Genomic DNA, 6,983 nt, shown 5'->3' on the forward strand with positions numbered 1-6,983 from the left:
AAGATTATTGGAGGCATTAAATGAAGGCAATATCCGTTTCACTTGGACTAATATTAGAAGTGATTAGAATCATATTGATCTTTGGGCTACTTGGTGCTTTATTATCAACAGTTGTATCAGAAATATATAATGAATTTGGTGTGAATCTTACGCATACTGGATGGTGGTGTTATTTTGGTATACTTGTTTTAATATTTGTCATCTATCGAAATAAAATACAATTCAGTGGGTGGTATAATGGAAAAGGAAGCGAGAAATTAACTAAAATAGTCACAAAACTATTAATTTCTTGCTCAATCATTATGATATTAATACCTGGAATAATTGAAATAATCCATAGGTTGTAAAATAGTCAATATAGCAGTTACTTGGAAAACAACAAGATCGACGTTTAGTCGATTTTTATTTTGCCTATATACTTGATGATAGGGGGGATTGTATTGACACTGTTTGGCTATCTATTTTGGGAGTTTATAGTTGTAGCTATTGTATTTGGTTTCTTTATGCAAAAAAAGTTCGGAACAAAAGCGCCAGATAAAACCGAGAGTCAAAAATTACATGAAGAAATTACGAGACAGACACATAATAATGATCGACCAAGATTTTAAATGTGATTATTGAAAAGAAAAAAGACTAACACATCAATTAGTTCTAATCAATTTTCCGAATGAAGTTAAAGCTTGAAAAAATTAATATAATAGAGAAAGTAGTACTTTTACTAAGAAAGGAAAAATAACATGAAAAAGATTGATGAATACTTTGAAACAGCAATGGAAGCTTGGAGTATGATGCAAAAAACGACTGATGATGAAGGAGCAGAATGGGCAGAAAGATTCGAACGCTACTTCTATGAATTTATTGACGAAATGAAGAAATGGTGGGAAACGCTTGATCCAAAACCAACAAAGATAGAAGATGCTGAAGAGTTACCTGAAGTTAAAAAATGGATGGAGCAAATTCCAGGTCCAGTGCAATTAAATTTTTTAACTGAATTAGAGGATATAGTTGATGGTATTGAGACAGTACGGTTAGATTTTAATGAATAATTAAGCGAATTTTTAATGTAACCTATAAAGAAGCTAAAATGACGTCTGGCGTAAAATTAATAGAAGATAAAGAGACAGGAATACAATATTTATTTAGTGGGCATGGCTATGCTGGAGGACTTACCTCCTTATTGGATAAGGACGGAAAACCAGTTATAAAAGAAAAAAATAAAACGGAATAGGAGCTGATAAGGATTCAGCTCTTTTTCATTTCAAAGATGTGTATATTAGTTTATAAACCAATGTTTTCAAAGAAATTTAACGAATTAAAATTAGATGTAAATTCTAAATACTATTTCAAAAAGTCACATCGAAAGTATGATGTGACTTTTTTTATTTATTCAGTATGTAATCCGGCAAATATTACCCCTAATCCATATAGAAATTGTTCTTCAAAATCAAAACTATAATGATACTGTTCACCAAAAAATGATGTAAATGCTGTCACTTCTTCGGGAGTGTATGTGAACTGTTTTGCACGATGTTCATCTGCTACAAATGATAAAACATAATTGTTAAAAAGATTACCAGCAACTAGACAGTTCTTATCAGATACACCGTATTTAGTTAAATTTTCTAAAGTGAATTTTACTGCTTTTAATCTACTCGGTGTAGTTGGCATTGATTGCGCAAAAACTTCTACTGCATCTCGTGTCTTTAATAAAACTCTTCGCACTTCAAATGCTAGAGCTGTTAAAGCTTCCCTAGCATCATCTAATTCTTCAGGTAGGACAATTTCATTATTTAAATGCTCAGCAATTAAGTCATATAAAGCTTGTTTATCTTTAATATGCCAATATAAGGATGCGGCTTTGATCTCAAGCTCCTTTGCCAATGTGCGCATCGATAAATTACTTATTCCGTCACGATTTAATATATCGAGGGATGCTTTTACAATTGCTTCTTTCGTTATCGCCATAAAATCTCTCCAAAATTTTAATAATTGTCATTGACTCTAACAGTGTTAGATGTTAATCTAACGATGTTAGATAACTAACGTTGTTAGACATTTTTGTTCTCTTATTGTACTAAAAATATAAACTACTTTAAAGTTCAAACAAATTACCTACTAGCTAAATCAAATAAATTTAAATAATAATGCTTGTGAACAATGATAGATAACATTAAAAAGAGATAGGGTGGATATGATGATGAAAAATATGCGTAAGAAAAAAGATGTTGGTATTTATGGGTATACAGCAAAATGGTATGACAAAAACTCACGAAAAAGTCGTCTAACACAAATGCAAGAATATGCAACCGAAATTAAATCTTTAGTTCAAGAAGGTGCAAGAATTTTAGAAGTAGCTCCTGGACCAGGATATCTATCTATTGAACTTGCAAAAATGGGTTTTGATGTTACAGGAGTAGAGTTAAGTCCGGATTTTGTTAACATCGAAAAAAATAATGCAAAGGAAGCAAATGTTTTAGTAGATTTTAAAGAAGGCAATGCATCAAATCTCCCTTGTGATGATAACACATTTGATTTTATTGTTTGCAGTGCAGCATTTAAGAACTTTATGGATCCAGTAAAAGCACTCAAAGAAATGTACAGGGTATTAAAACCAGGTGGAACATCACTTATAATCGATATGAATTTTAATGCAACTGCACAAGATATTGAAGGTGAAATTAGAAAAACTGGAATGAAGGGATTTGATAAGTATTTTGTAAAATTTGCATTTAAAACTTTCTTGAAAAAAGGTGCTTATACAAAAGAAAATTTTGAGATGTTTTTAAATGAAACTGAATTTAAGAATTATAACATTAAGCAAGAAGATATCAGTTTATATGTATATCTTTATAAATAATCAGGTTTATTAATTGAATTGAATTATATTATTTTTTTTAGTTAAAGACTATTAATCTTAAAGAATACTTTGGCATGTATGTTGAAGGGTTTTGTTAAAATTACCCATTTAAATTCAAGATTGTTATAATAAACAGATATAATCTTAGAAAGTTGGGATCTATTTGAGAAAATATCTTCTATATATTTTGTATTTTAAGCTTATATGGGATCTCATTCAATTTGTTTATAAGGCTTGGGGAGAGTATAAAACGCATAATCTAGGTTTTGATACTATTTCAATCTTAATAGATTTATTTATTATTTTGATTTTATTAAAAACAAAAAAGTCTAGAAAAAACTTAACAAAATTTAAGCATTTCCATAACGAGGCTTTAAATTGTGATGAAAGTAGAGAATACGAAAAAGCTCTTCGAATAAGAGAAGAAGGTCTGAATTTAGAATCATTAACTGATTTACAACGTGCAGAATTACATGTTGGTAATGGTGGAACCTATTTTTATTTAAAAAATTATAAAAATGCTACCAACAGTTTCGATAAAGCTTTTGAGCTAGTTAGACTAGAAAAAATACCATACGATGAGCAATATAAAGTAATTATTGATTGCTACGTAAAAGCAAATCGAAAAGAAGATGCAATAAAATTAGTAGAAGAATTGTTAGAAAGACAATCTTACAATAAAAAATTCAAGAGGTTGCAGCCTATAATGGATCAATTATTAACTTAAATTTACTAGTGCTATTAATAGGATTCCATTTTAATAGAGAAAATTATAAAAAGTCGATTCCTCAGGTGGAAATCGACTTTTTTAATGCTACTTATCATTTATTATTCATAAAATTTTGTTTCTCTAAATATTCTAGAACTGTTTGAGAATATTCATGATGAGATTCTTGTGTATACTTTGCAATCGTATAAATTTGTGCTAAATTCTTTAATCCTAGTCGTTCTGTCATTTCTTTAAGCTTTGGAACGTCCATGTAACGTTGCCAGCCTTTTTCATTTCTTTCTTTATAGATTTCAAGAATATCTTCATCTGAATAATCATTATATTGTTCATAATGAACTAGACCTTGTCTTGGAAGTCGGTCACGTAAAGCTGGATTTTCTTTAGGATAGCCTAATGAATAGCCTACAACTGGTACGACATTTGGTGGTAAGTTAAGAATATCTCCAATTTGATTACAATTTGCAAGTGTAGAGCCCATATAACATAAACCAAGACCAGCATTCTCTGCTGCTAATGCACAGTTTTGAGATGCCAATGTAGCATCAATGGCACCAATCATAAAACTCATGAAATTATCAAAATGCACAGGTGCATCATTAAGAGTAAGCCATTTTCTCATTCGATTAAAATCCACACAGAAAGTTAAAAGAATAGGTGCATCAATAACCATTGATTGCTCCATATGAGCAGAATATAATTTCTTTCTAATTTCCTTGTCTTTTGTGACAATAATCGAATAAGATTGCATATTGCCACTTGAAGACGCACGAATACCTGCATCTAATATTTGATCTAACAGTTCTTGACTAACTTCCTTATCCTCATATTCTCGAATAGATCTGTGCCCATGTAGTACATCTGTAAAATCCAAAGCTTTCACTCCTCATATCAAAAAGATTTCATTAGAAATAATAAAAATATACAAAGTTTCGACAAATAATATAAAATTGTAATTATTTCTGAATAATCAAATTATAAAGTAAACATATCATAAAAAAACGATACCGTACATAAATTTGTACTTTTTAAAAATTTTTAGTAAAAATTACTCAGTTTAATATTTTTTTAGAATAGTAGAGGGTTATCTCGATGTCAAAAAATGTCAAAATTTCAAATTATTAAGGCTTTAAATTTATTTTATTTAAGAGTAAATCTATTAAATAAAATATAAAAATAAATGAATCTAAAATAATTGGTAGAATATGGTAAAAGATGAGCCTTAAAACAGGGAGACAAAGAGGTGAAAAAGTGAAAAATTTACTCTCAGGAAGTATTACACTCGTTATTTTGATTCTGACACCTTTTGGATTTTCATATGCAATGGGTTCTACTTGGACCGATTGGCTTTTTGTTAGTTCGTTGTTCATTACTTTTATAATCGTTTTTTTTAATACTAGTGGAAATGGCCTGATTGGGAGAATAGATAAATCAACAGTTCAGGGAAAAACAGGAATCATAGCTGGAATAGAAAATGAAACAGAAGTTTTTAAAGTTCCATTTTCGTTTTACATTTCATCAGTGTTTACAATTGGAGCCTATTTCTAACACATATAAATTGAATATAATAAAAAAAATTAAGCTCAGCTTACTATTTTAGTGAGCTTAATTTTTTATCTTTAAATTTTTAGTGTTTACTTATCAATCAAGTTTTTTATTCTAACTTTAAATTCTTAAATTCAATTCGATATAAATCACGACGTCGATCACGTAATTGACGAACTGATCCCGTATTTCGTGAACGTCTTAATTTTTCAAGGTCAACATCACCGACTACGACAGTATCAACATTTGCATCACATTCACCAACAATGCCATCTCTTGCGAAGCCAAAATCAGAAGGGGAGAAAATACCAGATTGTGCATATTGAATGTCCATGTTCTCTACATGTGTTAAGTTCCCAACTGTTCCTGCGATACAAGTATATACTTGGTTCTCAATCGCTCTTGCTTGAGCGCAATAACGAACTCGGAGATAACCTTGGCGATCATCCGTACAAAATGGAACGAAAATAATATTTGCACCTTGATCAACTGCAATACGAGCAAGTTCTGGAAACTCGATATCGTAGCATATTTGGATAGCGATTTTTCCACAATCTGTATCAAACACATGGATTTCGTTTCCTTCTGAAATTCCCCACCATTTTCTCTCATTAGGAGTTGCATGAATTTTTAATTGCTTTTCAATCGTTCCATCTCGTCTAAATAGATAAGCAACATTATAGATATTACCGTCTTCCTCAACGAAGTGAGATCCCCCAACAATATTGACATTGTAGCGTACAGCAAGTTCTGTAAACAGTTCGATGTATTGCTCAGTATAAGTTGCAAGCCTACGAACAGCCTGATCAGGGCGTTTTTCTTCCAAAAAAGACATCAATTGTGTTGTAAACAACTCTGGGAAAACAGCAAAATCTGAACCGAAGTCAGCGGCGACGTCAACATAATACTCGATTTGCTTCGTAAAATCAGAGAATGAATCGATTTTTTTCATCATGTATTGTATTGCGCAAATTCTAACCGGAAATGAAGCACGATAAACACGTTTAGATTTTGGAAGATAGTCAATATTACTCCATTCCATCAAAGTGGCAAATGAATCTGATGCTTTATCATCCGGAAGGTAACGAGTATTAATCCGTTTAATTGTAAAACCTTCCATTAATTGGAATGATAAAACGGGGTCATATATACTATGTTTTTCTACTGCAGCTACATATTCACGTGGTGACATTTCATCTCTATGTTTATGATAATTTGGGATTCGACCACCAATGATAATGCTTTGAAGATTTAATTGTCGAGCTAATTCCTTTCGCGCTTCGTAAAGACGATGACCAATTTTCATACGACGGTATTCTGGATCGACCATAACTTCAATACCATATAAATTAAATCCATTCGGATCATGATTTGTAATATAACCATTATCAGTTATGACGTTCCAAGTATGCTGGTCATCATATTCATCGAAGTCAACCATTAAACTTGAACAAGAACCAATAATTTTATCTTCATACTCTACGCAAAACTGGCCTTCAGGAAAAATGCGGATATGACTTTCTAATTGTTCTCGTTTCCATCCTTCCATACCAGGGAAACAACGGTTTGATAACTTCATAATTTCACTTATATCTTCCATACGTATATTTCGAACTTCAATTTTCTTCTCATATTTTGACATATCTGTCTCTGACATAATCTCACGTCCTAAATATAAATGTCTCGCTTACTAAGGGGCCATTATCAATGGTCTATTGCATTCGATTCTAACAGTTAGGATACCCACAATTTACCTTTTCAATATAGTCTAAAAAAGAGAAAAGGAATAATTTCTATGTAAAACTGATTTAATGAAGTAGACGCTATAGGGGCTCATGAGGAAGTAAAACAGCA

The 6,983-nt window shown here is 31.1% G+C and carries 10 protein-coding genes; 7 read left to right on the forward strand and 3 right to left on the reverse strand.

Annotation, left to right across the window (positions count from 1 at the left end; all coding sequences use genetic code 11):
* Positions 1 to 20: 20 nt before the first annotated feature.
* From ABEY15_RS22490 to ABEY15_RS22505, 4 genes are all read left to right on the forward strand, one after another.
* Positions 21 to 347, forward strand: a complete 327-nt coding sequence (locus ABEY15_RS22490) for a hypothetical protein (RefSeq protein ID WP_429892235.1) — start codon at positions 21 to 23, stop codon at positions 345 to 347.
* Between the two features lie 93 nt (positions 348 to 440).
* The gene (locus ABEY15_RS22495) at positions 441 to 608 is read left to right on the forward strand and encodes a hypothetical protein (RefSeq protein WP_429892236.1); all 168 of its coding nucleotides are present in this window, start codon (positions 441 to 443) and stop codon (positions 606 to 608) included.
* Between the two features lie 129 nt (positions 609 to 737).
* Positions 738 to 1,046 carry a hypothetical protein gene (locus ABEY15_RS22500; protein ID WP_429892237.1) on the forward strand — a complete coding sequence of 103 codons (309 nt, stop codon included), beginning with the start codon at positions 738 to 740 and terminating at the stop codon, positions 1,044 to 1,046.
* Between the two features lie 8 nt (positions 1,047 to 1,054).
* On the forward strand, positions 1,055 to 1,228 hold the full coding sequence (locus ABEY15_RS22505) for a DUF6440 family protein (protein ID WP_429892247.1): 174 nt from the start codon (positions 1,055 to 1,057) through the stop codon (positions 1,226 to 1,228).
* Between the two features lie 155 nt (positions 1,229 to 1,383).
* Here the strand turns inward: ABEY15_RS22505 and ABEY15_RS22510 are convergent, their stop codons facing one another.
* Entirely contained in the window at positions 1,384 to 1,965 is a 582-nt protein-coding gene (locus ABEY15_RS22510) for a TetR/AcrR family transcriptional regulator C-terminal domain-containing protein (RefSeq protein ID WP_429892238.1), read from the reverse strand.
* A gap of 232 nt (positions 1,966 to 2,197) precedes the next feature.
* Between ABEY15_RS22510 and ABEY15_RS22515 the strand changes: the two genes are divergently transcribed.
* Complete coding sequence (locus tag ABEY15_RS22515) at positions 2,198 to 2,857, forward strand: class I SAM-dependent methyltransferase (protein WP_429892240.1); 660 nt, start codon at positions 2,198 to 2,200, stop codon at positions 2,855 to 2,857.
* 163 nt (positions 2,858 to 3,020) lie between these two features.
* Complete coding sequence (locus ABEY15_RS22520; RefSeq protein WP_429892241.1) at positions 3,021 to 3,584, forward strand: hypothetical protein; 564 nt, start codon at positions 3,021 to 3,023, stop codon at positions 3,582 to 3,584.
* A 94-nt stretch (positions 3,585 to 3,678) separates the two neighbouring features.
* On the opposite strand, the gene ABEY15_RS22525 is transcribed toward ABEY15_RS22520, so the two are convergent.
* Positions 3,679 to 4,458, reverse strand: coding sequence for a nitroreductase family protein (locus ABEY15_RS22525; RefSeq protein ID WP_429892242.1), 780 nt, complete (start codon positions 4,456 to 4,458; stop codon positions 3,679 to 3,681).
* Positions 4,459 to 4,835: 377 nt separating this feature from the next.
* Between ABEY15_RS22525 and ABEY15_RS22530 the strand changes: the two genes are divergently transcribed.
* Positions 4,836 to 5,132 carry a hypothetical protein gene (locus ABEY15_RS22530; protein ID WP_429892244.1) on the forward strand — a complete coding sequence of 99 codons (297 nt, stop codon included), beginning with the start codon at positions 4,836 to 4,838 and terminating at the stop codon, positions 5,130 to 5,132.
* A gap of 106 nt (positions 5,133 to 5,238) precedes the next feature.
* Here the strand turns inward: ABEY15_RS22530 and ABEY15_RS22535 are convergent, their stop codons facing one another.
* Positions 5,239 to 6,786 carry a GNAT family N-acetyltransferase gene (locus ABEY15_RS22535; protein WP_429892245.1) on the reverse strand — a complete coding sequence of 516 codons (1,548 nt, stop codon included), beginning with the start codon at positions 6,784 to 6,786 and terminating at the stop codon, positions 5,239 to 5,241.
* Positions 6,787 to 6,983 lie beyond the last annotated feature (197 nt).

This window comes from Gottfriedia acidiceleris (assembly GCF_050457485.1).
In the GTDB taxonomy this organism is placed as follows: Bacteria; Bacillota; Bacilli; order Bacillales; family Bacillaceae_G; genus Gottfriedia; species Gottfriedia acidiceleris_D.